The organism is Streptomyces sp. NPDC006733 (assembly GCF_040636125.1).
Lineage (GTDB): Bacteria > Actinomycetota > Actinomycetes > Streptomycetales > Streptomycetaceae > Actinacidiphila.
On sequence record NZ_JBEYJD010000021.1, the window covers coordinates 75,141 to 99,390 of the forward strand.

Annotated in this window: 20 protein-coding genes; 7 read left to right on the plus strand and 13 right to left on the minus strand. The window is 74.4% G+C overall.

The annotated features are described in order from the left end of the window. Positions 1 to 3 precede the first annotated feature (3 nt). From ABZ721_RS20050 to ABZ721_RS20060, 3 genes are read right to left on the minus strand one after another with little or no spacing between them, the layout of a single operon-like run. Entirely contained in the window at positions 4 to 693 is a 690-nt protein-coding gene (locus ABZ721_RS20050; RefSeq protein WP_358789970.1) for a methyltransferase domain-containing protein, read from the minus strand. Continuing rightward, entirely contained in the window at positions 690 to 1,373 is a 684-nt protein-coding gene (locus tag ABZ721_RS20055; protein WP_358789971.1) for a DUF2064 domain-containing protein, read from the minus strand. The genes ABZ721_RS20050 and ABZ721_RS20055 overlap by 4 nt, the downstream gene beginning before the upstream one ends. Next, positions 1,370 to 2,083 carry a glycosyltransferase family 2 protein gene (locus tag ABZ721_RS20060; RefSeq protein ID WP_358789972.1) on the minus strand — a complete coding sequence of 238 codons (714 nt, stop codon included), beginning with the start codon at positions 2,081 to 2,083 and terminating at the stop codon, positions 1,370 to 1,372. Before ABZ721_RS20060 ends, ABZ721_RS20055 begins: the two co-directional genes overlap by 4 nt. Before the next feature lie 114 nt (positions 2,084 to 2,197). On the opposite strand from ABZ721_RS20060, the gene ABZ721_RS20065 reads away from it, so the two are divergent. Both ABZ721_RS20065 and ABZ721_RS20070 read left to right on the plus strand, forming a co-directional pair. Further along, positions 2,198 to 2,950 carry a response regulator transcription factor gene (locus ABZ721_RS20065; protein WP_358789973.1) on the plus strand — a complete coding sequence of 251 codons (753 nt, stop codon included), beginning with the start codon at positions 2,198 to 2,200 and terminating at the stop codon, positions 2,948 to 2,950. After that, positions 2,943 to 4,055, plus strand: coding sequence for a HAMP domain-containing sensor histidine kinase (locus ABZ721_RS20070; RefSeq protein ID WP_358789974.1), 1,113 nt, complete (start codon positions 2,943 to 2,945; stop codon positions 4,053 to 4,055). Before ABZ721_RS20065 ends, ABZ721_RS20070 begins: the two co-directional genes overlap by 8 nt. Positions 4,056 to 4,097: 42 nt before the next feature. Here the strand turns inward: ABZ721_RS20070 and ABZ721_RS20075 are convergent, their stop codons facing one another. The 7 genes from ABZ721_RS20075 to ABZ721_RS20105 all read right to left on the minus strand — a co-directional run bounded on the left by ABZ721_RS20075 (position 4,098) and on the right by ABZ721_RS20105 (position 13,726). Beyond that, positions 4,098 to 5,177 (minus strand): NAD-dependent epimerase/dehydratase family protein, encoded by a 1,080-nt coding sequence (locus ABZ721_RS20075; protein ID WP_358789975.1) that lies wholly within the window; start codon positions 5,175 to 5,177, stop codon positions 4,098 to 4,100. Between the two features lie 52 nt (positions 5,178 to 5,229). Beyond that, positions 5,230 to 6,180, minus strand: coding sequence for an LD-carboxypeptidase (locus ABZ721_RS20080; RefSeq protein ID WP_358789976.1), 951 nt, complete (start codon positions 6,178 to 6,180; stop codon positions 5,230 to 5,232). Further along, entirely contained in the window at positions 6,177 to 8,153 is a 1,977-nt protein-coding gene (locus ABZ721_RS20085) for a prolyl oligopeptidase family serine peptidase (RefSeq protein ID WP_358789977.1), read from the minus strand. The genes ABZ721_RS20080 and ABZ721_RS20085 overlap by 4 nt, the downstream gene beginning before the upstream one ends. Continuing rightward, positions 8,150 to 9,508, minus strand: a complete 1,359-nt coding sequence (locus ABZ721_RS20090) for a M20/M25/M40 family metallo-hydrolase (RefSeq protein WP_358789978.1) — start codon at positions 9,506 to 9,508, stop codon at positions 8,150 to 8,152. The genes ABZ721_RS20085 and ABZ721_RS20090 overlap by 4 nt, the downstream gene beginning before the upstream one ends. Beyond that, a complete protein-coding gene (locus ABZ721_RS20095; RefSeq protein ID WP_358789979.1) occupies positions 9,501 to 10,334 on the minus strand; it encodes a M55 family metallopeptidase in 834 nt (277 codons plus the stop codon). The genes ABZ721_RS20090 and ABZ721_RS20095 overlap by 8 nt, the downstream gene beginning before the upstream one ends. 61 nt (positions 10,335 to 10,395) lie before the next feature. Then, a complete protein-coding gene (locus ABZ721_RS20100) occupies positions 10,396 to 11,145 on the minus strand; it encodes a class I SAM-dependent methyltransferase (protein ID WP_358789980.1) in 750 nt (249 codons plus the stop codon). Positions 11,146 to 11,266: 121 nt separating this feature from the next. Next, the gene (locus ABZ721_RS20105) at positions 11,267 to 13,726 is read right to left on the minus strand and encodes a SpoIIE family protein phosphatase (RefSeq protein WP_358789981.1); all 2,460 of its coding nucleotides are present in this window, start codon (positions 13,724 to 13,726) and stop codon (positions 11,267 to 11,269) included. Between the two features lie 281 nt (positions 13,727 to 14,007). Between ABZ721_RS20105 and ABZ721_RS20110 the strand changes: the two genes are divergently transcribed. After that, positions 14,008 to 15,660, plus strand: coding sequence for an MFS transporter (locus tag ABZ721_RS20110; RefSeq protein WP_358789982.1), 1,653 nt, complete (start codon positions 14,008 to 14,010; stop codon positions 15,658 to 15,660). A gap of 124 nt (positions 15,661 to 15,784) precedes the next feature. Here ABZ721_RS20110 and ABZ721_RS20115 read toward each other — a convergent pair whose 3' ends face one another. After that, positions 15,785 to 18,229 carry an MFS transporter gene (locus ABZ721_RS20115; protein ID WP_358789983.1) on the minus strand — a complete coding sequence of 815 codons (2,445 nt, stop codon included), beginning with the start codon at positions 18,227 to 18,229 and terminating at the stop codon, positions 15,785 to 15,787. Positions 18,230 to 18,371: 142 nt separating this feature from the next. After that, positions 18,372 to 18,821 (minus strand): SRPBCC family protein, encoded by a 450-nt coding sequence (locus ABZ721_RS20120; RefSeq protein ID WP_358789984.1) that lies wholly within the window; start codon positions 18,819 to 18,821, stop codon positions 18,372 to 18,374. A gap of 102 nt (positions 18,822 to 18,923) precedes the next feature. Here ABZ721_RS20120 and ABZ721_RS20125 point away from each other — a divergent pair, with 102 nt between their 5' ends. Both ABZ721_RS20125 and ABZ721_RS20130 read left to right on the plus strand, forming a co-directional pair. Further along, positions 18,924 to 19,949, plus strand: a complete 1,026-nt coding sequence (locus ABZ721_RS20125; protein ID WP_358789985.1) for an Rv2578c family radical SAM protein — start codon at positions 18,924 to 18,926, stop codon at positions 19,947 to 19,949. A gap of 10 nt (positions 19,950 to 19,959) precedes the next feature. Then, the gene (locus ABZ721_RS20130; RefSeq protein WP_358789986.1) at positions 19,960 to 20,529 is read left to right on the plus strand and encodes a GNAT family N-acetyltransferase; all 570 of its coding nucleotides are present in this window, start codon (positions 19,960 to 19,962) and stop codon (positions 20,527 to 20,529) included. Here the strand turns inward: ABZ721_RS20130 and ABZ721_RS20135 are convergent. Then, entirely contained in the window at positions 20,454 to 21,020 is a 567-nt protein-coding gene (locus ABZ721_RS20135; protein WP_358789987.1) for an adenylosuccinate lyase, read from the minus strand. The genes ABZ721_RS20130 and ABZ721_RS20135 overlap by 76 nt on opposite strands. 361 nt (positions 21,021 to 21,381) lie before the next feature. Between ABZ721_RS20135 and ABZ721_RS20140 the strand changes: the two genes are divergently transcribed. Next, positions 21,382 to 23,196: a 3-hydroxybutyryl-CoA dehydrogenase gene (locus tag ABZ721_RS20140; RefSeq protein ID WP_358789988.1), complete on the plus strand. Its 1,815-nt coding sequence runs from the start codon at positions 21,382 to 21,384 to the stop codon at positions 23,194 to 23,196. A 97-nt stretch (positions 23,197 to 23,293) separates the two neighbouring features. After that, on the plus strand, positions 23,294 to 24,106 hold the full coding sequence (locus tag ABZ721_RS20145; protein ID WP_358789989.1) for a TetR family transcriptional regulator: 813 nt from the start codon (positions 23,294 to 23,296) through the stop codon (positions 24,104 to 24,106). The last annotated feature ends 144 nt before the right edge of the window (positions 24,107 to 24,250 follow it).

A 24,250-nucleotide genomic window follows, 5' to 3' on the forward strand; every position in this document is an offset into this window, starting at 1 on the left:
GCCTCAGCAGCGCCACAGCTCCACGAAGTGGCGGCCGCCCACGGACCACTCCTCGACCGCCGTCCACCCCGCGCCGCCGGCGGCGCTCCGCAGCGCGGCGGCGCCCAGCCGCGCCCAGGGGAAGTCGCGGCCGTGCCGGCCCCGGCCGTCCTCCACCCGTACGGTGAACCGCTCGTCGACGTCGTAGGCCGCGGCCTCGACGAGCAACCGGCCGCCGGGGGCGACCAGTTCGCCGACCCGGGCGAGCAGCGCCCGCGGGTCGCCGCCGATGCCGACATTGCCGTCGATCAGCAGCGCCGTGCCCCAGCGGCCCTCGGCGGGCAGCCGGTCGAAGACCGACCGGCACAGCACCGCTCCCCCGCTGTCCCGGGTGCGGGCCACGGCCGCCGGGCTGACGTCCACGCCCAGCGCCGGCACCCCGGTGGCCGCGATCGCCGCCACCAGCCGGCCGGGCCCGCAGCCGATGTCGAGCACCGGGCCGCGCCGGCACCGGTACAGCAGCGCGGTGTCGGCGGCGTCCGGGGCCGCGCACCACCGCTCCACGTCCAGCGGCAGCAGCCAGCCGTCGGCCCGGCGCAGGAACAGCGGCCCGCGCCCGGAGCGGATCGCCTGCGCGTACGGGTCGTCGATCCACGGAGCCGGGTCGGCCGGCCGCTGCGCCATCGTCGCGGTCACGCCGTCCACGGGCGTCACCGGGCCGTCGTCCGGCCGGAGGCGGCCAGGCCCGGCGACGCACCGGTGCGCAGGGTCCGCAGCACCGCGGCGAAGCGGGACCCGGGCGCGAGCGCGGCGACCTCGGCGGCGTCGGCGGCGGTGTCGACGTCGCGCAGGCCCGGCAGGTCGCGGACCCGCAGCCCGGCGTCGGTGAGCCGGCGGCGCTGGATCGCGCCCGTCCGGTCCGTCGACATCGGCACCCCGGGGAAGAGCGCCGGGTCGGGGTCGGCGAGGCCGACCGCCCAGAAGCCGCCGTCCGCCGCCGGACCGAACCACGCGTCGCAGTCCAGCCACGCGTCGGGCCGCGACGCCGGCTCCAGCAGGGCCGGGGTGAGCTGCGGAGTGTCCATGCCGACCAGCAGCGTCGGACCGACGCAGCCCGCGAACGCGGCCGCCAGCCGTTCGTCCAGGCCACCGGGGGCCTGCGGGACGACGTCGAAGCCGGGCGGCAGCCAGCGGCCGGGGGCGCCGTCGAGCACCAGCACGCGCCGCCGGGCCGGGGTGCGCAGCACCGCGTCCAGGGTGTCGGCGAGCGCCGCCTCGGCCAGCGCGGCGGCCTGGCGCGGGGTGTACGGCGGGGTGAGCCGGGTCTTGACCCGCCCCGGTACCGGCTCCTTGGCGATCACCAGCAGCGTCGCCGTGCCGGGGGTGCCGGTCATCGGGCGGCCGGGGTGAGGGTCGGGGCGGTTGCCGGGCGGCGCAGGACCGCGCTCATGTCCTGGACCGCGTGCCAGGTGCCGCGCCAGGTGCCGGTCACCTTGGAGCGGCCGGTCCTGGGCGCGTACGGGACGTCGGTCTCGGCGATCCGCCAGCCCGTGTCGGCCGCGCGGACCAGCATCTCCAGCGGGTAGCCGGAGCGGCGGTCGGCCAGTTCCAGGCCGAGCAGCGCGCCGCGCCGGGCGGCCCGCATCGGGCCGAGGTCGTGCAGCCGCAAGCCGGTGCGGCGGCGCACGCGGCGGGCCAGTTCGAGGTTGGCGAGCCGGGCGTGCGGCGGCCAGGCGCCGCGGGTGGTCGGCCTGCGGCGGCCGAGCACCAGGTCGAGATCACCGCGCAGCACCGGGTCCGCGACGGAGGGCAGCAGGGCCGGGTCGAGCGAGGCGTCGCAGTCGCAGAAGCAGACGACGTCGGCGGTCGCGGCGAGCAGTCCCGCGTGGCAGGCGGCGCCGAAGCCGCGCAGCGGTTCGCGGACCACGGTCGCGCCGAGGGAGGCGGCCAGGTCGGCGGAGCCGTCGGTCGAGCCGTTGTCGACCACGATCGCCCGCCATCCGGACGGAATGCGCTCCAGCACCCAGGGCAGGGCGCCGGCCTCGTCCAGGCACGGCAGTACGACGTCGACGGGCGGTGTCGGTGGGTTGGTCACGCTCCTCACCCTACGAACCAGAAACCGACATTCCGGACTTTGGATCCTTACGAAACGCGGACGTCGGTGCCCCGCACCGCCACCCGGGAGCCCGTTCCGGCCCTCCGGTGCCAGACTCGGAGCGTGACCACCGAACCCGCACAGCGCCGCATCCTCGTCGTCGACGACGACCCGACCGTCGCCGAGGTCGTCGCGGGCTACCTCCTGCGCGCGGGCTTCCTCGTCGACCGGGCCGCCGACGGGCCCACGGCCGTGGCCCGCGCCGCCGCCGTCCGCCCCGACCTCGTCGTTCTCGACCTGATGCTGCCGGGCCTGGACGGGCTGGAGGTGTGCCGGCGGATACGCGAGCGCGGCCCCGTCCCGGTGGTGATGCTGACCGCGCGCGGCGACCAGGACGACCGGATCCTCGGACTGGAGGTCGGCGCGGACGACTACGTCACCAAGCCGTTCAGCCCGCGCGAGCTGGTGCTGCGCGTGGAGTCGGTGCTGCGCCGCGCCGGGACTCCGCCGCCGGACGGCCCCTGGCTGCGGTCCGGGCCGCTGGCGCTGGACCCGGCCGCCCGGCGCGCCACCCGCTCGGGCGCGGAACTCGCCCTGACGATCCGCGAGTTCGACCTGCTCGCGTTCTTCCTGCGGCACCCCGGACGGGTGCTCGGGCGCGAGGAGCTGATGCGGCGGGTGTGGGGGTGGGAGTTCGGCGACCTGTCGACCGTCACCGTGCACGTGCGGCGGCTGCGCGAGAAGATCGAGGACGATCCGGCCCGGCCGCGGCTGATCAGCACCGTCTGGGGCGTCGGCTACCGCTTCGACCCGCCGGACGCCCCGGCCGGCGCCGGTGCCGCGGCAGCTCCGGAAGCGGGGGCGCCCGATGCGTGACGTCCTGCTGATCGCGGCCTACGCGGCCGTCGGCGCCGCTGCCGCCGGGCTGCTCGGCGCGCTGGCGCTGCGGCTGCTGCGGAACCGGTCGGTGGCGCTGTCGCTGGCGGTGGTCGCCGCCGTCACGGTGGCCGCGATGCTCGCCGGCACCCTCTCGGTCGCCTGGGCGATGTTCCTGTCCTCGCACGACCTGGGCGTGGTCATCACCGTCTGCGCGATGGCCGCCGTCGTCTCGCTGGGCGTGAGCCTGCTGCTCGGCCGCAGCGTCGTCGCGGGCAGCCGCGCGCTGGCCACCGCCACCCGCGACTTCGGGGACAACGACACGTTCGCCGCGCCCGCGGGACCGCCCACCTCCGAACTCGCCGAGCTGGGCCGCGAACTGGCCGCGACCAGCGCGAAGCTCGCCGCTTCGCGGGAGCGCGAACGGGCGCTGGAGGCGTCCCGCCGGGAGCTGGTGGCCTGGATCTCGCACGATCTGCGCACCCCGCTCGCCGGGCTGCGCGCCATGGCCGAGGCGCTGGAGGACGGCATAGCCGAGGACCCGGCGCGCTACCACGCGCAGATCAGGGCCGAGGTGGACCGCCTGAGCGGCATGGTCGGCGACCTCTTCGAACTCTCCCGCATCCAGGCGGGCGTGCTGGCGCTGGCCCCGTCCCGGATGTCCGTCTACGACCTGGTGGGCGACGCCATCGCGGGCGCGGATCCGCTCGCCCGCGAGCACGGGGTGCGGCTGGTCGGCGACGGAGTCGAGTCCGTCCCGGTGGAGGTCGACGGCCGCGAGATGACGCGGGTGCTCGCCAACCTGCTCGCCAACGCCATCCACCGCACCCCGGCGGACGGGACGGTGGCGGTCTCCGCGCACCGCGAGGCCGACTCCGTGGTGCTGTCCGTCACCGACGGCTGCGGCGGCATCCCCGCCGCCGACCTGCCGCGGGTCTTCGACACCGGCTGGCGCGGCACCGGCGCCAGGACGCCTCCCGCGGGGGCCGGGCTCGGTCTCGCCATCGTGCGCGGCATCGTGGAGGCGCACGCGGGCCGCGCGGCCGTCAGCAACGTGCCGGGCGGCTGCCGCTTCGAGGTCGTCCTGCCGGCCGCCTCGGGCTGACCGCGGGGTGTCTCGCTCGCGACGGTCCGGTCGGGGCCGGCGTCAGGCCGGAGCGGGTGCGGGCGCTCCGCGCAGGGCGGCACGGGCGAAGTCGCGCATGCCGTCCGGGAAGGCGACGGCCGCTGTCCAGCCGAGGTCGGCGCGGATCCGCGCCGACGAGGCGGTGATGTGCCGGACGTCGCCGAGCCGGTACTCGCCCGTCGTGACGGGCGCGGGGCCGCCGGTGGCCGCCGCGAGGGCGGCGGCCATGTCGCCGACGGTGTGGACGGTCCCGCTGCCGACGTTGTACGTCCGCAGCCCGCCGGAGGGCCCGGCGGCCGACGCGCCGAGGGCGGCGGCGTTGGCCGCCGCGACATCGCGCACGTGCACGAAGTCCCGCCGCTGGCCGCCGTCCTCGAAGACGCGGGGCGCCTCGCCGCGCGCCAGGGCGGAGCGGAAGAGCGCGGCGACGCCCGCGTACGGGGTGTCGCGCGGCATGCCGGGGCCGTAGACGTTGTGGTAGCGCAGGGACACCGCCCGGCCGTCGGTCGCGCGGGCCCAGGCGGCGGCCAGGTGCTCCTGGGCGAGCTTGGTGGCCGCGTAGACGTTGCGCGGGTCGGCGGGGGCGTCCTCGGTGACGAGGCCGGGGGCGAGCGCGTCGCCGCAGTGCGGGCAGGGCGGCTCGAAACGGCCGGCGTCGAGGTCCGCGACCCGGCGCGGCCCCGGGCGCACGACGCCGTGCCGGGCGCAGGAGTACCGGCCCTCGCCGTAGACCACCATGGAGCCGGCCAGGACCAGCGACCGCACCGACGCGGCCGCCATCGCGGCCAGCAGCACGGCCGTGCCGTGGTCGTTGCAGCTGACGTACTCCGGCGCGTCGCGGAAGTCCTTGCCGAGTCCGACCATGGCGGCCTGATGGCACACCGTGTCCACCCCGCGCAGCGCGTCCCCGACGGCCGCGCGGTCCCGGACGTCGGCACGCCGCCAGTCCACTCCCGCCGGGAGGGCGGGCGGCTCGGCGCGCTCCCCGTGGGCCGCGGGCAGCAGCACGTCCAGGACGCGCACGTCGTGTCCGGCGTCGAGCAGGGCGGTGACGATGTGCGCGCCGATGAAGCCCGCGCCTCCGGTGACCAGTGTCAGCATGTTCCGAACGTACGGCCCGGGGCGGCTTCGGCGCGGTGACCCGGCCGGGATGTCAGCGGTCCGTAAGGAGTGCCGGGACCTCCATCGTCAGGGTGCGGGCGCCGGCGTCCAGGACGGCGGGCAGGCCGAGCGGGACGGTGATCGCGGAGTCGCAGTGCCCGAACCCCAGCTCCTCCACGATCGGCACCCCCAGCCCGCCGAGCCGGTCCAGCAGCAGCGGGCGCAGCGTGTCGTACGGGCCGCACTCCGCCCACGAGCCGAGGACGATGCCGGCGACGCCGTCCAGCCAGCCGGAGCGCAGCAGTTGGGTGAGGTAGCGGTCCAGCCGGTACGGCTCCTCGCCGACGTCCTCCAGCAGGAGGATCCCGCCCGCGGCGCCGGGCCGGGCGCCGGGGGTGCCGAGCTCGGCCGCGAGCAGGCAGAGCGTGCCGCCGAGGGTCCGGCCGCGGGCCCGGCCGGGGACCATGGTGCGGGCGGCGGGCGAGGTCAGGACCCGGACGGTCTCCGGTTCCATCAGGGTGTGGCGCAGGTGGTCCTGGGTGGGGCCGTCCTTGAGGAACGTGGCGGCGGCGGCCATCGGGCCGTGCACCGTGGCGAGCCCGAGGCGGGTGGCGAACGCCTCGTGCAGCACGGTGATGTCGCTGTACCCGACGAACGCCTTCGGCTCGGCGGCCCGCATCGCCTCCCAGTCCAGCAGGTCGACCATGCGCTGCACGCCGTAGCCGCCGCGCGCACAGATCACCGCGGCCACCGACGGGTCGCACCACGCCTGCTGCAGGTCCCGCGCCCGGTCGCGGTCCTCGCCCGCCAGGTAGCCCAGGTATGGGTGCGTGCGCAGGACGTGCGGCGCGACGACGGGGTCGAGGCCCCAGCCGCGCAGCAGGTCGACCCCGGCGTCGATCCTCTCGCGCGGGACCGGACCGCTGGGCGCGACGATCGCGACGCGGTCGCCGGGCACCAGTCGGCGGGCCCGCCGCAGGGGTTCCGGTACGGGCCGCGTCACGTGGTCAGCTCGAGTCGCGGCACGGCGGGCGGCACGAAGCCGAAGACCTGCCCGTAGAGGGAGAGTTCGGCCTCCAGGCAGGCGATGATCGTCTCCTGGCGGCGGAAGCCGTGGCCTTCGCCCTCGAAGGTGAGGTAGGCGTGCGGGATGCCGTGCCCGGCGATCTGCTCCAGGAAGCGCTCGCACTGGACGGGCGGGCAGATCACGTCGTCCAGCCCCTGCAGCAGCAGGAAGGGCGCGGTGACGCGGTCGGCGCGGTTGACCGGCGAGCGGTCGCGGTACCGGTCGGGGACCTCGGCGAGCGGTCCGACGAGGGACTCCAGGTACCGCGACTCGAAGTCGTGCGTCTCGCCGTTCGCCGACCAGCCGGTCAGGTCCAGGATCGGGAAGCTGATGGCGCCGCACGCGTACAGGTCCGTACTGGTGAGAGAGGCTCCGGTGGTCCAGCCGCCGGCGCTGCCGCCGCGGATCGCGAGCCGGGCGCCGTCCGCGGTGCCCTCCTCGACGAGCGCCCGCGCGACGGCGGCGCAGTCCTCGACGTCCACGACGCCCCACTGCTCGCGCAGCCGCTCGCGGTAGGCGCGGCCGTAGCCGGTGGAGCCGCCGTAGTTGACCTCGGCGACGCCGATGCCGCGCGAGGTGAAGTACGCGATCTCCACGTCGAGCACCATCGGGACCCTGCTGGTCGGGCCGCCGTGCACCCAGATCACGTACGGCGGCAGCTCCCCCGCCGGAGCCGCGGCCTCCGGGTTCCGCGGCGGGTACACGTAGGCGTGCACCTCGCGTCCGCCGGGCCCGGTGAAGGTCCGGGCGGTGGGGTCAGGCACATACGCGGGGTCGACGGTGTCCTGGTGGGCGCAGCCGATGACGCGGGCGTGCCCGGTGCGGGTGTCGAGTTCGACGATCTCCGACGAGGAGCGGGCGCTCGCCGCCACGTCCAGCACCCTGGTGCCGGAGGTGGCCAGGCCCGCGGCCCATTCCGTCCAGCGGCCGGGGACGTCGGCGAGTTCGCCGGTGGCGGGGTCGAGTATGGCGAGCCGCTGCGCCCCGACGCCGTGCAGGACAGCGAGGAGCCCCTCGCCGACGGGCGCGAACCAGCGGTAGCCGAGCTTCCACAGCGGACCGGCGAACTCCTCCTGGCGCGGGCAGAGGTTGACGGCCTCGCCGGTGCCCGGGTCGACCCGGTGCAGGTTCCACCAGCCCGTGCGGTCCGTGGCGGCGACCAGGGTGCCGCCCGGGGTCCACTCGGCCTGCGCGACCGACTCCTCGGGGCCGCCGATCAGGGTGCGGACGCCGGTAAAGGCGCCGTCCTGCCCGACCTGCGCGAGCTTGAGCTCCGTGCCGTCCCACGGCATCAGCGGGTGGTTCCAGGCGATCCAGACGGCCTGCCGCCCGTCCGGCGAGAGCCGGGGGCCGGTGACGAACCGGTCGGCGCCGTCGGTCAGCTCGCGGACGGCGCCGCGGTCGGCGGCGGCCGACCCGTCCAGCGGCACGGCGGCGATCACGCGCCGCACGTCGGAGGGTCCGTCCCCGGTGAACTCCTCCAGGACGCACCAGACCTCGCCCCGGTCCGGGTGGATCTGCGGGTCCACCCACCGCAGGCCGTCACCCACCGCCGAGACGGGCGTCAGCGGCAGCGGTTCGGCCCCCGGCCGGTAGGCGTACAGCCGCTGGTCGGCGAAGTCCACGAACACGATCAGCGGGCCGTCCGCCGCCGCGGTGCCGGCCCAGGGGCGGCCGCCGTACTCCATGACGCGGCTGCGGACGTTCCACGGCGCGGGCAGCGGGCGCTGCTCGCTGCCGTCCGCGAGCCGCCGGACCAGCGCGCGGCGGCCGCCCTCGGCGGGGCGCGGCTCGGTCCACCACACCTCGTCGCCGACGAAGCCCACGAACTCCGGGCTGCCGTCGTGCGACGCGGCCGTCACCGCGCCGATCGGCGACGGCCAGGCTCCGTACGGGACGTCCTGGGTCATGCCGGTCCCTTCCCTGCGGTGGAGGTCAGAAAGCGGTCGAGCACCCGGACGCCGAAGTGCAGTGCCTCGACCGGTACGCGTTCGTCCACTCCGTGGAAGAGCGCCTGGTAGTCGAAGCCCGGGGGCAGTTTCAGCGGGGAGAACCCGTAGCCGGTGATGCCGAGCCGGGAGAACTGCTTCGCGTCCGTGCCGCCCGACATGCAGTACGGGACGACGTGGGCCTCCGGGTCGAAGTGCTCCAGCGCCTCGCGCATCGCCGCGAACGTCGGCGAGTCCACCGGGGCCTGCAGCGGCACCCCCCGGTGGTAGAACTCCCAGTCGACGTCGGGGCCGGTGAGCCGGTCCATGGTCTCGGCGAACTCGGCCTCCCCGTCGGGCAGGATCCGGCCGTCCACATAGGCGGTCGCGGTCCCGGGGATGACGTTGACCTTGTACCCGGCCTGCAGCATCGTCGGGTTGGTGCTGTTGCGGACCGTCGGGCGGACGAGGGCCGCGGCCGGGCCGAGCCGGTCGAGCAGCGCGTCCACGTCGTCCAGGTCCGGGTCGATGCCGTGCAGCGTGGCGAGTTCGGTGAGCGAGGCGCGCACGGTGTCGATCAGGCGGACCGGCCACTCGTGTTCGCCGATCCGCGCGACGGCCGCGGCCAGCCGGCTCACCGCGTTCGCCGAGTTGACCTTGGAGCCGTGCCCGGCCTTGCCGTGCGCCGTCAGCCGCATCCAGGCGGTGCCGCGCTCGCCGGCCGCCACCGGGTACAGCCGCAGGCCGCCGCCCGCGTGGAAGGTGAAGGCGCCCGACTCGCTGATGCCCTCGGTACACCCCTCGAAGAGCCCGGGGTGCTGGTCCGTCAGGAAGCCGGCGCCGTAGGCGGCGCTGTCCTCCTCGTCCGCGGTGAAGGCGAGCACGACGTCCCGGGCCGGGCGGCGCCCGCTGCGGGCCATGGCCCGCACCGTGGCGAGCACCATCGCGTCCATGTTCTTCATGTCGATCGCGCCGCGGCCCCAGACCACCCCGTCGCGGATCTCACCGGAGAACGGGTGCACGCTCCAGTCGGCGGGCTCGGCCGGGACGACGTCCAGGTGGCCGTGGACCAGCAGGGCGTCGGCGGCGGAGTCGTCGCCCTCGATGCGGGCGACGACATTGGTCCGGCCGGGGGCGGACTCCAGGATCGTCGGCTCGATCCCGACCTCGGACAGCAGCGCGGCGACGTACTCGGCGGCGGGCCGCTCGTTGCCGTCGCCGCCGCCGCGGTTGGTCGTGTCGATCCGGATCAGGTCGGAGGTGAAGCGCACCACCTCGTCCAGCGCCTGCTGGTCCACCTCCTGGCCGACCACCTCGAACACCCCTTGCTCAGCCATACTGCTCCTCCACCGCTGCCGACACGAGCGTGGTCACCGCTTTGAAGGCGCGGATGCCCTCGTACATGGTCGGTGATGCGTAAGCGACACGACGTTCCCCGGTGAGCGCCACGCCGGGCACCACCGCGGCTGCCCCCGCGAGGTGGACGGCGTCGAACTCGACCTCGACGCGGAAGGGCCCGGCCCGCTCGGGCTCATGGCGCACCGCGAGCGCCGCGGCCTCTTTCGCCGCGGCCCGGATGTCGGCCGCGGTCCTGGCCGGCGGCCGGCAGACCGCGGCGTACCGCGACACGTACTCCTTGACCGCGACCGTCCGCGCCCGCGGGGCGTAGCCGCGCGCGTCCTCGCCGGTGCGGTCGTCGCCCGTCACCAGGACGACCGGCACCCCGTACTCGGCGACGACCAGCGCGTTGAGCCGGCCCTCGCTCGCCGGCTCGCCGTTGACCCACACGCCGGTGATCGAGTTGGCGAGGTAGGTGTGCGCGAGCACGCCCTCGGTGCCGGCGCCCGTGTGGTACCCGACGAAGGCGATGCCGTCCACGTCGCCGTGCTGCACGCCCTCGACCATCGACAGGTCCTTGTGCCGGCCGGTGAGCATCTCGGCCCGCTCGTCGAGCTGCTCCAGCAGCAGGTTGCGCATGGTCCAGTGCGCCTCGTTCACCAGGACCTGGTCGGCGCCGCCGTCGAAGAAGCCGGCGATCGCGGCATTCACGTCGGAGGTGAACATATGGCGGCAGCGCTGCCACTGCTCGCTCCCCGGCAGCACATCCGCGGGCCAGGTGACGCCGGTGGCGCCCTCCATGTCGGCCGAGATGAGGATCTTCATGCGAGGCAACGCTACGCGGTTTCGATCGACGCGTGCCAGGCCTGTGGACAACTACAGTGGTCTAGACCTCCTGGGACCCGGGCGGCGTCTGGGATCCGGCCGCCGCCACCAGCCAGTTCGACGGCAGTTCGATGCGCGTGCCGTCCGGCCGGAACTCCGTCGTCGCCAGCGGCTGCGCGCCGCGCGCCAGCAGGTCGAGACCCGCCGCCGCGAAGTAGCCGGGGACCGCCTCGTCGGCCACCTCGCCCGGTGTGAGGCCGTGCGAGAAGACCGCGCCCAGCTTGGCCGACGGGCCGCCGGGAGCCTGGGCCAGGCCCGCCAGGACGCCCTTCGCGGCCGCCGACGGTTCGACCGCGAACACCCGCCCCCGCCCGCCGAGCAGGATCGCGATGCTCTCCAGCAGCGGCTCCCGGTCCGCGGGCGCGCACTGGTGCAGCACACCGCGCATGTAGACGTTCGCGTCCCCGATCTCCCCGTGCAGCCGGCGCGCCGCGGCCGGGTCGGCGCCGTTGAGCTGCTGGTACTCGGCGATGCCGTGCGGGTCCGCGCGGCGCGCGAGGGCGATCGCCGCCTCGGACAGGTCCACCCCGACCACCCGGTCGTAGCGCTCCGCGAGGTACCGGGTCTGGGTGCCGTTGCCGCACCCCAGGTCGACGACCGGCAGCCCGGCGTCGAAGTACGGCTCGAAGAGCGGCACCTGCAGGGCGGCCGTGAGGGACGCGTCCGCGTCCCAGAAGACCGCACCGGCCGCCGGTGGCGCGTCGCGCCAGAAGCTCTCCCAGGCCTGCGTGTATGTGCCGGACACGTTCATTTCGGGACTCCCCAGGATGCGACCGAAACCTCGGTGACTCGGTGACTCGGTGGTGCGATGACGCGGCGACCCGGTGGTACGGCGGACCGGCGGACCGGCGCAGAACGGTTCCGCCGCCCCCTCAGCGCCGCCGTCGTGCCGCCGACCGCGGCAGCGTCTGCTCGAACCAGACCGTCTTGCCCCGCGCCGAACGGCTCGTACCCCACTGCCGCGCCAGCCGGCTCACGATGCGCATGCCCCGCCCGTACCCGTCCTCGGGGCCGGTGTTGAGCAGGACGGGGACCGAGTGGTCGTCGTCCGTCACCTCGCACAGCAGCGCGTCGGCCCGCACCAGGCGCAGCTCCACCTCCCTGGTGTCCGCGTGCCGGATCGCGTTGGTCACGAGCTCGCCGACCAGCAGCTCCGCGGTCTCCGAGGCCTCTTCCAGGCCCCATTCGCGCAGCGTCTCGCGGGTCAGCCGGCGGGCGTTCGCGGCCTCGCGCGGATCGCGGGCCAGCTGCCACGTCGCCACGTCGGAGCGCGGGATCCCGTTGAGCCGCGCCATCAGCAGCGCGACGTCGTCCTTGCGCCCGCCGCGCGGGTTGAGCGCGCGGATGATCGTGTCGCAGGCGTCGTCCATCGACGCCGCCGGGTGCGCGGCGCTCTCGCACAGCGCGGCCAACCCGGCGCCGATGTCCTGCCCGCGCACCTCGACCAGCCCGTCGGTGCACAGCACCAGCCGGTCGCCCGGCGCGACCCGCACCGTGACCGTCTCGAACGGGATGCCGCCCACCCCGATCGGCGCTCCGGTCGGCACGTCGAGCAGCTCGCTGCGCCCGTCGGCCGCCCGCACCAGCACCGGCGGGATGTGCCCGGCGTTGGAGATCACCAGCTCGGAGCCGATCGGGTCGTACACGGCGTACAGGCAGGTGGCCAGGTAGTGCTCGCCCAGGCGCTGCGCCAGGTCGTCCAGATTGCGCAGCAGTTGCGCGGGCGGCATGCCCATCGCCGCCATGGTCTGCACGGCGGTGCGCAGCTGGCCCATCATCGCGGCCGAGTTCAGCCCGTGCCCCATCACGTCGCCGACCACCAGCGCCAGCCGCGAGCCGGCCAGCTTGATCGTGTCGAACCAGTCGCCGCCGACCCGGCCCATCCGGGTCCCGGGCAGATAGCGGGTGGCCACGTCGCAGCCCGGCATCCGCGGGGTGATCTGCGGCAGCATGCTGTCCTGGAGGGTGTCCGCCACGTTCTCCTGGAACGTGTACATCCGCGCGTTGTCCAGCACCAGGCCGGCGCGGGCGGCGAACTCCGCGCCCGTCGCCCGGTCCATGTCGTTGAAGACCGGCCGGTCCTGGTGGCGCAGCAGGATCATGAAGCCGAGCACCACGTTGCGGGCCTTGAGCGGCACCACCAGCATCGACCGGTTGTTGATCAGCGGGCTGATGTCGCGCTTCTCGAACTGCGCGGCGATCGCGTTGCCCATCTCCTCGGAGATGCGCGGTATGAGCACCGGCTGCCCGCTGGTCATGCACTGGAAGAACGGGGTGTGCTCGGGGAACGGCATCGACTCGCCGACCGGCACCACGTCGTCCCAGCGCCCCGGCTCGTCGGTGTGCTCGACGGCCACCCGGTACCACATGGTGGTGACGTCCGGCGGCCCGTCCGGGAAGCCCTCGCCGGCGAGCACCTGCTCGCGCAGGTACGAGCCGGCGACGTCGGTGAAGCGGGGCACCACGGCCGCGCTGACCTCCTGGATCGTGCGGGCCAGGTCCAGCGAGGTGCCGATGCGGGCGCTGACCTCGTTGAGGAACTCCAGGTGCTCGCGCACCGCCGCGTACTCCAGGTCGGGCGCCAGGTCGGCCGGCGCGGCGGCCTGCGGGTCCACCTGGGCGGCCGCCGCGGCGGCGAGCCGCCTGGCCCGCCGCTCGTCGCGCCTGGGCACGCCCCAGTCCGGGGTGACCGGCACCCGGTCGTGCCGGCTGAACTCCAGCACCGGATAGCCCAGCTCCAGCACCTGGTAGACGATCCGGGCGCTCTCCGCCGGGTTCATGCTCGGCAGGATCTCGGGCAGCCGCTTGGCGAGCTGGTCGGCTCCGGCGAACTCGGTGTGCAGCGCGAATCCCGGTGCGATCCGTTCGAATTCCCCGGGTGTCATGTCCGCGGCCGATTCCTGGCCGGCCTCCGGCCGGGGATGCACCTGGCCCGCGTCGGCCGCCAGCACCAGCAGCCGCTCGGGCCCCGGTCCGACGAGCGGATAGGCCCACCACAGGACGTCCACCGGCCCGCCCGCGCGGTCCCCGCCGCCGTGGCAGTCGTCGAAGAGCCGGGCCCGGCCCGCGGTCGGGTACGCGGTCTCGCCGCTGAGCGACGCGTCCAGCTCGGGGCCGAAGTCGTCGGCACCGCCCTCGTCCGCGACCGCGCTGTCCAGGGCCCCGGAGACCGGGAGCAGGTCCACCGCGGGACGGCCGACGGCCTCCTCCCTGGAGCAGCCGAAGAGCTTGCGTGCACCGGTACTCCAGTGCGATACCAGTCCCGCGCCGTCCACGACGATCACCGCGAGGGGGATCCGTCCGGACAGCCCCGGAGCAGTGCGGCGGTCCATGGCTGGGTGGGCTCCTTCCCTGGGAGCCGCGTCACAGGACCGGTCCGGGACCCCCGCCCCGGCGCAAGATCTGCGGCACCTGTACCACCGTACGACCGGAGCGGGGTGCCGCGAAGGGCAATGCCCGAATCCAGGCGCACGCCCGCGCGAGAGCGCCCCCCGGACACGTGCTAGCGTCCTTTCTCTCTGTTCGAACTCCAGATCCGTGGTGCGAGTTCGACTCCGGCGGGGGTGGGGATCCAGCCGGAGCACGTAGGACCCGCGACTGGAAGAGAAAACTCTTGACCACCTGGGAGACCGCGGGCTGGGCCGCCGACAAGCGCCCCAAGTCCTTTCTCCGCCTGGCGGACCCGCGACGGCCCGTCGTGGCCGCGACGCTGTTCGCCGCCGTGCTGCACATCGTGTGGGCGCTGTTCCTGGCCAAGGACGCCGGGGACATGGCCGCCCAGTTCGCCTGGACGGACTTCATCCGCGAGCACCCGGACTCCGCCTACAACCTGTCCTGGTACGGCGGGATGCACCCCGCCTCGTACAGCATCCTGTCGCCGTACATCATGGCGTGGCTCGGGGTCCGTACGACCGCGGTGATCGCGGGCACACTCTCCGCGACCGTCGCCGCGCACCTGCTGATCCGCTACCGGATCCGGCGGCCCATGCTGCCCGCCCTGTGGACGGCGTTCGCCCTGTGGTGCGACGTGGCCTCGGGCCGGGTGACGTTCGCGCTGGGCATGCTCTTCGCGCTCGCCGCCACCGCGCTGGTGCTGCCCGAGACCGACCAGCGCACCTCGCGCATCGTCGGCGCCTCCGCGCTGGGCGCGCTCGCGACCATGTGCAGCCCGGTGGCCGGCCTCTTCATCGAGGTGCTGGCGGGCGCCCTGTTCCTGACCCAGCGGCGCAAGCACGCGTACATCCTGGCCGTGAGCCCGCCGATCGTGGTCGGCGGCACCTCGCTGCTCTTCCCCTTCTACGGGGTGCAGCCCTTCACCTGGTACTTCGCGGCGCTGCCGCTGGCCACCGCGGTCCTGGTGGCCTTCCTGGCGCCGAAGGCCTGGCGCACGCTGCGCACCGGCTCGTGGGTGTACGCCGCGGGCATAGCGCTGACCTGGGCGATCCCGTCGCCGATCGGCAGCAACGTGGAGCGGCTGTCGCTGCTCTTCGGCGGCACCGCGCTGCTCGCCGTCGCGGTCGGCCGCTCCGACCGGGGCCGCAAGACCCTCGTGATCTTCACGGCGTTCCTCGCCGTCGCCGTCTGGCAGGTCGCCAAACCCGTCACGGACCTGGTCAACACCGCCCCCGTGTCGGGGACCATCCAGCACGCCCAGGGCCTCATCGACGAGCTGGCCCGGGTCGGGGCCGACCGGGGCCGCGTCGAGGTCGTCCCGCTGCGCTCGCACTGGGAGGCGTCGGGGATAGCGCCCCACGTCAACCTGGCGCGCGGCTGGAACCGGCAGGCGGACGTCGAGCGGAACCCGCTCTTCTACGACGGCACCCTCACCCCGGCCACCTACCTGGCCTGGCTGCAGCACTGGGGCGTCGGCTACGTCGTCCTGCCGTCGGACGAACCGGACGGCGCGGCCGTCGCGGAGGCGAAGATCGTCGCGGCCGGGCACGACTGGCTGCAGCCGGTCTGGCAGGACGACCACTGGCGCCTGTACAGCGTGACCGGCGCCCAGCCGATGGCCGCGCCCCCGTCGATCGTCCGCCAGGCGGGCCCGGCCGAGCTGGTCGTCGAGGTTCCGACCGCGGGCCCCGTGCTGCTGCGCATCCCGTGGTCGCCGTGGCTCGGGATCGCCGGAGCGACCGACTCCGACCACGGCTGCCTGGCCCAGGACGGCGACTGGACGCGGCTCTACGCCCCGACCCCCGGCACGTACCGGATAGGCGGGCGCTACTCGCTGTCCCGCGGGACGCCCTGCAAGGACGACAAGGACTGACCCCGGGCGCCCCCGGCGCACGGCTCCCACGGTTTCCACGGCCCTCCCGGTGCTCCGGGAGGGCCGTGCCGCGTCCGCGCCCGCGTCCCCGTGAGCCCGCTGTCAGTCCTCGTGAGCCCCGCTGTCAGTCCTCGTGGCCCAGCTGCAGGTCGCGCTCGGTGCGACCGCCGCCCGCGACCTGCAGGACGGTGGCCACCGGCGGGTAGCCGGCGGCGATCACGGTGTACTCGCCGGCCGCCAGGTCGACGAAGCGGAAGTGCCCGTCGGCCCCCGTCGTCACCGAGTCGACCACGTTGCCCGCCGCGTCCAGCAGCGTGACCCGGGCGTCCTCGACCACCCGGCCGCCGGGCGCCCGTACGGTGCCGCGCAGCACCGCGCCCCCGGCCAGTTCGACGTCCTGCCGGCTCTCCCGGGCGGCCTGCACCGAGACCGGCAGCGCGGCCGGGCGGTAGGCCGGGGCGCTGGCGGCGAGCGTGTACTCGCCCGCCACCAGGTCGCTCAGCACGTAGCCGCCCTCGTGGGTGCTGCGGGTGCTGGAGACGACGTCGCCGCGGACGTCGGTGAGCGTCACGATGGCGTCGCGGACCGGGGTGCCGTCCGCGGTGCGGACCGTGCCGGCCAGCCGGCCGGCGCCGCCGAGCACCACGTCCAGCTCGACCGGCCGGTCGCCGACCGTCACGCTGACGGCCTGCGGCTGGTGGCCGCCGGCGGCCGCGATCAGCACGTAGCTGCCGGTGCCGGGGGTGCTCAGCGCGTACCGCCCGTCCTCGCCGGTCGCCCCCCGGCCGATCTGCCGGCCCGTGACGTCGATCAGGGTGAGCGCGGCCCGGCCCACCGACGTGCCGTCGGAGTGCTGGACGGTGCCGCAGACGGGGACTCCCCCGGCGTCGGCGGTCCGCACGGCACCCGCCCGGGCCGGGGGGACGGTGTCGGAGACGGGGCCGTACTGGGTCACCAGGGGTTTCTCCTTCAGGAGGAATGCGAGCAGGAAGCCGGCGACGAGCACCGGCACCAGGTAGAGGAAGATCCGCGGCATGGCGGCGGCGTACGCCTGCACGTACCCGTCGCGCAGCCCCGCGGGCAGGCCGCGCACCAGCTGCGGGGTGATCGACTGGGGGTCCGGCAGGTGCGCGCCGCGCGGTAGTTCCGCGGCCAGCTGGTCGGCCAGCCGGTTGGCGAAGAGCGTGCCGAAGACGGCGGCGCCGACGGAGCCGCCGATCTGCCGGAAGTAGTTGTTGGCGCTGGTCGCGGCGCCGATGTCGGTGGGGCGCACCGAGTTCTGCACCGCGAGCACCAGGACGGGCAGCACGAGGCCGATGCCGAGGCCGAGCACCGCCATGAAGGCGCTGTACTCGAGCCGGGACGTCTGCGCGTCCAGCAGGGACAGCAGCCACATGCCGACCGCGGAGAGCGCCCCGCCGAGCAGCGGGAAGACCTTGTAGCGGCCGGTCCTGCTGATCAGCTGGCCGGAGGCGACGGAGGCGAGGACGACGCCGAGCATCATCGGGAGCATCAGCAGCCCGGAGCCGGTGGCGCTGGCGCCGTCGACCATCTGCAGGAAGGTCGGCAGGTAACTGGCGGCGCCGAAGAGCGCGACGCCGACGGTCGCGCCGATCAGCGCGGTGACGTTGAAGACGCCGTCGCGGAAGAGCCGCAGCGGGATGACGGGTTCGGCCGCGAAGTGCTCGGTCACGACGAAGAGCGCGGCGCTGGCCAGCGCGCCGGCGCCGAGGCCGACGATCATCTCCGAGCGCCAGGCGTAGGTGGTGCCGCCCCAGCTGGTGAGCAGCACCAGGCAGGTGGAGCCGGCCGCGAGCAGCAGCGCGCCGAGCACGTCGAGCCGGGGCCGGATCGTCGGACGGGGCAGCCGCAGCACGACGCTGATCAGGGCGAGGGTGAACAGGCCGAACGGCACGTTGATGTAGAAGCACCAGCGCCAGCTGGTGTGGTCGGTGAAGAAGCCGCCGAGCAGCGGCCCGGCGACGGACGCCACCCCGTAGGCGGCGCCGATCAGGCCCATGTAGCGGCCGCGTTCGCGGGGCGGGACGATGTCCGCCATGATCGCCTGCACGCCGATCATGAGCCCGCCGCCGCCGACGCCCTGCACCGCGCGGAAAGCGATCAGCTGGTCCATGGTGCGCGAGGCACCGGCCAGCGCGGAGCCGACGACGAAGACGACGATCGCGAACTGGAAGACGCGCTTGCGGCCGAAGAGGTCACCGAGCTTGCCGTAGATCGGCAGGCCGATGGTGGACGCGAGCAGGTACGCGGTGACGGCCCAGGACATCTTCTCCAGGCCGTGCAGCTCGCCGACGATCTTCGGGAGCGCGGTCGCCACGATCATCTGGTCCAGCGCGGCGAGCAGCAGCGTGAGCATCAGGCCGAGGAAGACCAGCCGCACCCGGCGCGGGGTGAGGTCGGCGGGCGGGATGCCGGTGGCCGAACCGGACGGGCCGTCCTCGCCGGGCGGCGGGGCGGCGGCCGGTCCGGGACCGGTCGCCGCGTCGCCGTCCGGCGGACCGGCCCGCCCGGACCTCCCGGCCCGTTCGACCAGAGTGGTTCCGCCCACGTGCCGCTCCCCTCGTCGCGCCCGATCCGTCACTCAATCCCGCATTAGGCGACAACGACGAACAAGCGCGACGATTCTCCGAAGCGATGCAGAACCACCCGTATCAGTGAACGATCGAACCCGAAGAGGGCGTGGTGGACGGCTACTTCGCCGTCTCGACCTCGGCGGCGAGCTTCGCGAGCACCGCGTCGTAGATGCGCCCGAGACCCTTGGGTGCGAAGGTCCGCTCGAAGAAGCCGCCGACGCCGCCGGCGCCGTCCCACGTGGTGGTGGAGACGACCTTGGAGCGGCCGGTGCCCGCCGGGGTGACCGTCCACGTGGTGACCATCGACGAGTTGCGGTCCGCCTCGACCAGCTGTCCCGCGGTCGGCGCGGTGACGTCGAACAGGCAGTCGCGGATGCGCTTGCTGGTCGCCTGCAGCTTCCAGTGCACGAGCGTGCCGGCGCCATGGCCGCCCTCGCGCACCTCGTACTCGCTGAACTGCTCGGGGAGCAGCGTCTTCCTGGTGCCCGCGTAGTCCGCGAGCGCGTCGTACACGCGCTCCGCGTCCGCCTCGATGACCCGCTGGGTGGTGGCCTCGACCTGCGCCATTTCTTCTCCTCCGGTCCGTGCCCGCATGTGCCGGCCAAGCCAACCACACCCGCTAATCGAAATTATGTTCTATTATGCTGGAGAGCTACTGAGGAGGGCGTCATGCGCTGGGACAACCTGGGCCGCGACGAGGCCGCCACCACGCCCGCACTGTTCGGGACGGACGTGGTCACCCGGACCTTCGACACCCCCGAATTCCGCGGCATCACCTTCCACGAGGTACGGGCCCGTTCGATCGTGAACCGGGTGCCGGGCGCCTCGCAGATGCCGTTCGACTGGACGGTCAACCCGTACCGGGGTTGCAGTCACGCCTGCGTGTACTGCTTCGCCCGCAAGACCCACAGCTATCTCGACCTCGACACCGGGCTCGACTTCGACTCGCAGATCGTCGTCAAGGTGAACGCGGCCGACCTGCTGCGCAAGGAGCTCGCCGGGCCGCGCTGGCAGGGGCAGCACATCGCCATGGGCACCAATGTCGACTGCTACCAGCGGGCCGAGGGCCGCTACCGGCTGATGCCCGGCATCATCGGCGCGCTGCGCGACCACGCCAACCCCTTCTCGATCCTCACCAAGGGCTCGCTGATCCTGCGCGACCTGGACCTGCTGCGGCAGGCGGCCCGGGTCACCGAGGTCTCCACGGCGGTCTCCGTCGGCTTCCTCGACCGCGACCTGTGGCGCACGGTCGAACCCGGCACCCCCTCCCCGGCCAAGCGGCTGGAGGTCTGCCGGACGCTGAACGACAACGGCATCCGCTGCCACGTGCTGATGGCGCCGGTCCTGCCGTACCTCAGCGACTCCCCGGAGCAGCTGCGCGCCGCCGTCCGCGCCATCGCCGAGTCCGGGGGCACCTCCGTGACCCCGCTCGCGCTGCACCTGCGGCCGGGCGCCCGCGAGTGGTACATGGCGTGGCTGTCCGTGCACCACCCGCGGCTGCTCAGCCGCTACAAGTCGCTCTACGCGGACGGCTCGTACGCCCCGAAGTGGTACCAGCGGCGCATCACCCGCCAGGTGAACGAGTTCGCCACGGAGTTCGGCATCGGCCCGTCCCGCGGCGGCACCCTGCGCTCCGTCCCCGCGCCCGCGGCCCCGGCGGACGCCGAGGGCCCGACCCAGCTGTCGCTGCTCTAACCTCCTGTCCATGACGGAGGTTCGAGTGATGACGGGCGCCGACATCGACGCCGTCTCCGCGCTGCGGGTGCGGGGCTGGCAGAGCGCCTACGCGGGCATCGTGCCGCAGGGCTACCTCGACGCGATGTCGGCGCCGCAGGACGCGGCCCGGCGCCGCGAATGGTTCGCCGGCGACACCGGCCGGGTGGAGAACCTCGTGACGTCCGACGCGACCGGGGTCACCGGCTGGGCCGCGCACGGCCCGTACCGGGGCGAGGGCGCCGAGCCGGGCGACGGCGAGCTGTACGCGATCTACGTGCGGCCGGACCGGATCGGCACCGGCACCGGACGCGCGCTCATCGGCGCGGTGCGCGCCCGCGCGGCCGATCGCGGCTTCCCCCGCCTGCGGCTGTGGGTGCTGGCCGACAACGTCCGCGCCCGGCGCTTCTACGAGAAGGCGGGCTTCGTGGCCGACGGCGCGGAGCAGGAGGAGGAGTACGGCGACGTGTTCCTGCGCGAGGTCCGCTACGTGAGCGGCACGTCACCGGAGGGGCTGGAGGAGCCGGGGGCGTCGGAGGGGCCGGGGGCGTCCGGCTCGTAGCAGCCGATCCGCTCGAGGGCCGCGGTGGCGGCCTCGCGCAGCCTCGGGTGGGCGCGCGCGGCCCGCAGCACCGGGGCCGCCCGGGGGTCGCCGAGTTCGCCCAGGCCCTGCACGCAGGCGGGGACGGCCTCCCAGGCGAGGGTCCGCTCGGCCAGCAGCCGGTCCAGGGTCTCGATCAGCGCCGGGACGGACTCCGGGGCCCGCAGCCGTACCAGCAGCCGGATCGGCGGTACGGCGTAGGCGACCCGGAGCGGGTTGGTCGCGAGCGCCGCGGCGGCCCGCGCGGTGCGCGGGTCCCCCAGTTGGGCCAAGGCGCTTGCGGCGCTCTCGGCCCGGGCGGGCTCGCGGTAGTTGAGCAGCAGGGCGAGGGTCTCGAAGGCCCTGCGGTCGCCCGCCGCGGCCAGCGCCACGGCGGCGGCCTGTCGGGCGTCCAAGGGCTGTCCCGGTGCGGTGAGTACGCCGGCCAGTTCGTCGCGCGCTGCGGAATCCACCCGCCCAGCCTACGGCGCGCTCATCTGTACGCGGTACAGATCACATGGGCGGTGGTCTGGCGCGCAGGTTACTGGCCGGTTACCCTCGGACCAACGTGCACGGCAGCCTGGTGACGCAGTTGCCGCGCACGGCTCGGAGCGCACCACCCGTGGCGCTGCGAGCACGCACCACCACGCGGTACGCAGTAACTTCAGTAGCTTCACGTCGGTTCGGCACCATCGCGGCGCGGCCCCGGGACAGGGCCCGCCCTTCACCCCCCTGCGGGCATCCACCCCTTCTCCGTGGCCCGCGACTCCACCAACTCCTCAGCCGCGCGCGCCTGTCGGCAGCGTCGGTCTCCTCAGCATCTGGAGTTTCGCGATGGACCGTCCGTCCAGCAGCAGTCCCCTGCCATCCCTCGGTCTCCCCACCGTCGCCGTCGTCGGCCTCGGCACCATGGGCGCCGGCATCGCCGAGGTCATGGCCCGCGCGGGCCATGAGGTCATCGGCATCGACACCAGCGACGCCGCCGCCCGCGGGGCGGTCACGGCCCTGGACCGCTCCACCGCGCGCGCCGTGGAGCGCGGCCGGATCACCGAGGCCGAGCGCTCCGACACCCTCGCGCGCTTCCGCACCTTCCCCGACCTGCAGGCGGCCGCCGAGGCCGACCTCGTCATCGAGGTCGTCAACGAGCAGTTCGAGGCCAAGCAGGCGGTGTTCGAGGCGCTCGACCTGATCGTGAAGCCGGACGCCATCATCGCGACGGGCACGAACGCCCTGTCGGTGACCCGGCTGGCCTCGCACACCTCGCGCCCGGACCGCGTCCTCGGGCTGCACTTCTTCGCCCCGGCGCCCGCCATGAAACTGGTCGAGGTGGTCTCCACCGTCCTGACCTCGCCGGAGGCGACCGCCTCGGTGACGGCACTGGTGCGCGCGCTCGGCAAGGAGCCGGTCCCGGTCGGCGACCGGCCCGGCTTCATCGCCGACGGCCTGCTGTTCGGCTACCTCAACCAGGCCGCGGCGATGTACGAGTCGAAGTACGCGACCCGCGAGGACATCGACGCCGCCATGCGGCTCGGCTGCGGCCTGCCGATGGGCCCGCTGGCGCTGCTCGACCTGATCGGCATCGACACCGCGCAGACCGTCCTGGAGGCGATGTACGAGGCGTCCCACGACCGGCTGCACGCCCCGGCCCCGATCCTCGGCCAGCTGGCCGCGGCGGGCCTGTCGGGCCGCAAGTCCGGCCGCGGCTTCTACACCTACCAGGCCCCCGGCAGCGAGACCGTGGTCGCCGACGCCCTGACCCCCGACACCGCCGCGGCGGCCGGCGCCGCGGGCCGTGACGTGCGCAGCGTCGGCGTCGCCGGGTCCGGCACCATGGCGACGGGTATCGCCGAGGTGTTCGCGAAGGCCGGCTACGACGTCGTGCTGGCCGCCCGCTCCCAGGAGAAGGCCGACCAGGCGGTGGCCCGGCTCGCCAAGTCCCTGGACCGCTCGGTCGCCAAGGGCCGGCTCACGCAGGAGCAGCGCGACGCGGCCGTCGCCCGGGTGACGCCGGCCGGCTCGTACGACGCCTTCGGCGACGTGGACCTGGCCGTCGAGGCGGTCGCCGAGGACCTCGCCGTCAAGCAGGCGCTGTTCACCGCGCTGGACGAGGTGTGCAAGCCCGGCGCGGTGCTCGCCACCACGACCTCCTCGCTGCCCGTCATCGCCATCGCCCGCGCGACCGCCCGTCCGCGGGACGTGATCGGGATGCACTTCTTCAACCCGGCGCCCGCCATGAAGCTCGTCGAGGTGGTCCGTACCGTCCTGACCGGGGACGACGTGCACGCCACCGTCCGCGAGGTGTGCGCGAAGGTGCGCAAGCACGCGGTGGACTGCGGGGACCGGGCCGGGTTCATCGTCAACGCCCTGCTGTTCCCGTACCTGAACAACGCCGTGAAGATGGTCCAGGAGAACTACGCGACGGTCGCCGACATCGACACCGCGATGAAGCTCGGCGGCGGGTACCCGATGGGCCCGTTCGAGCTGCTGGACGTGGTCGGCCTGGACGTCTCCCTGGCGATCGAGCAGGTGCTGCACCGGGAGTTCCGCGACCCGGGCCTGGCGCCCTCGCCGCTGCTGGAGCACCTGGTGTCGGCGGGGTGCCTCGGCCGCAAGACGGGCCGCGGCTTCCGCGAGTATGCCCGGCGTTGATCATGAGGGCGGCTGGGGCGGCCTGCTCGGCCCGCGAGGGCCGTCCCGGCCGCCCCGCACGTCCCGCGCGGGCCCGGCCATGGAGTACGTTCCACGTATGGCCCAGCCCCTCAAGTCCGCGACGAAGTCCACCGCAGAAGGCCCCGCGCCGGCGACGGCGAACGGCCGCCGTGCCGCGGCCCAGCGCCACCGCGTGCGCCAGGACCTCGCCGCGTCCGCGATGCACCTGTTCGCGTCCCGGGGGTACGAGGCGACGACCGTGGACGACATCGCGGCGGCGGCCGGGGTGGCCCGCCGGACGTTCTTCCGGCACTTCCGGTCCAAGGAAGAGGCCATCTTCCCGGACCACGACGACACCCTGGTGCGGGTGCAGGCCGTCCTGGACTCCGCGGAGCCCCAGGAGCACCCGCTGGACACCGTCTGCCGCGGGATCACCGAGGTCCTGCGGATGTACGCGGAGTCGCCCGAGGTCTCCGTGGAGCGGTACCGCCTGACGCGCGAGGTGCCGACGCTGCGCGAGCGCGAGATCGCCTCCGTGGCGCGCTACGAGCGGCTCTTCACCCGCTACCTGCTGGGTCACTTCGACGAGTCGGCGCACCATGACGGCGACGACGACCCGCTGCTCGCCGAGGTCGCCGCCTCCGCGGTGGTGGCCGCGCACAACCATGTGCTGCGGCGCTGGCTGCGGGCCGGCGGCAAGGGGGACGTGGAGGCGCAGCTCGACCACGCCTTCGACGTGATCAAGGTGACGTTCGGCACCGGCATAGGGGTCGGCCGCCCCACCGGGGCCCCCGAGGCGCCCGTCGCGGCGGTCTCGCGGACCGGCGAGGTCGTGGTCACGGTGGCGCGTACCGACGCCTCTCCCGCCGAAGTGATGCGGATCATCGAGAAGGCGCTGCGGGGCGGCTGACCGCCCGCCCAGCCCCCTCAGAGCAACCGTGCAGCGGCCGTCCGGGCGATCCGGGCGGCCGCTGTTGCTCGTTTGTGGCGCCGGGATGACACTTGAGAGAAATTGTTGGCACGCAGTGTCTTTACGAGTGGCACCGCGTGCCAT